1 protein-coding gene is annotated in these 1,029 nt (G+C 59.3%); it reads right to left on the bottom strand.

Annotation, left to right across the window (positions count from 1 at the left end; translation table 11 throughout):
• Positions 1–171: 171 nt before the first annotated feature.
• On the bottom strand, positions 172–1,029 hold an 858-nt coding region (locus tag AEQ67_RS23020), incomplete at its 5' end, for an IS110 family transposase (RefSeq protein WP_059406118.1).

Below are 1,029 nucleotides of genomic sequence, written 5' to 3'. Positions count from 1 at the left end.
GGGGTTATGGCCCCGCGCCTCGATGAGAATCGATGCCTAACGACCCTAATTAGGGTGACGGCCTTTCAGCCGTGTAGCAGCTCAGGGTTGTCGTCAGGCCGGTTGGCCGTTCACGTCATCAGTTATCCAGCATCGCAAAACCAGGTGGGTGGTGCTCGGGTGACAGCGGGGTCAGGCGTTCATCGCGGCTGGCCCCGCATCGAATTCAGTGTGGTGGGCCGCAATCGCCCAGGCGATCCTTGCCAGCTTGTTGGCCAATGCACAAACCACGAGATTGGAGTGATGGTGGGACGCTATTAGCTGGCGGACCCAGTCCGCCAAAGCGCCTTTTTGTCGGTCTACCTGAATCAAATAAACCCGGGCGCACTGGATGAGCAGGCGCCTCTGGTTTCGGTCGCCGCGTTTACTAATGCCCAACAGCACGGTCTTGCCGCCCGTGGAATGCTGTTTCGGCACCAAGCCGATCGAGGCCGCATAGCCTCGGCCGCATTTGAACTGTTTGCCATCGCCCAACTCGGCAGCCAGGACGGTGGAGGTGATCGGGCCGACACAGGGTATGGTCATCAAGCGCGTCGCCAGATCATCTTCAGCGGCCTGGCACTCCACGTCCTTGTCCAGCGCCTTGACCTGCCCATCCAGATAGTTGAAGTGCCCATGCAGCAGCATCAGATTTTTCTTGATGCGTTCAGAAAATGAACTCACTTCAAGCAACGCTGGAAGCTCTCTGATGGCTTTGAAGCCGGCGGCCAGACTGACGCCGACCTCCAGAAGGGCTGCGTGAATCCGATTGACGGTCGCCGTGCGGTCTTTAATGAACGACTCACGTATCGAGTTGGACATGGCCAGCGCCTGCTGGGCTTGGGTTTTGGCCGGCACAAAACGCATCGTGGGCCGAGTCGCCGCCTCGCAGATCGCCTCGGCATCGGCGAAGTCGTTTTTGTTGCTTTTGACGTATGGACGTACGAGATGAGGTGCGATGAGCTTGGGCGTATGCCCCAGCTTGGCGGCCTCCTGCGCCATGAAGTGGGC

Origin of the sequence: Pseudomonas sp. RIT-PI-q (assembly GCF_001297125.1) — a bacterium.
Lineage (GTDB): Bacteria > Pseudomonadota > Gammaproteobacteria > Pseudomonadales > Pseudomonadaceae > Aquipseudomonas.
This window is presented reverse-complemented; position numbering and strand designations above follow the sequence as displayed.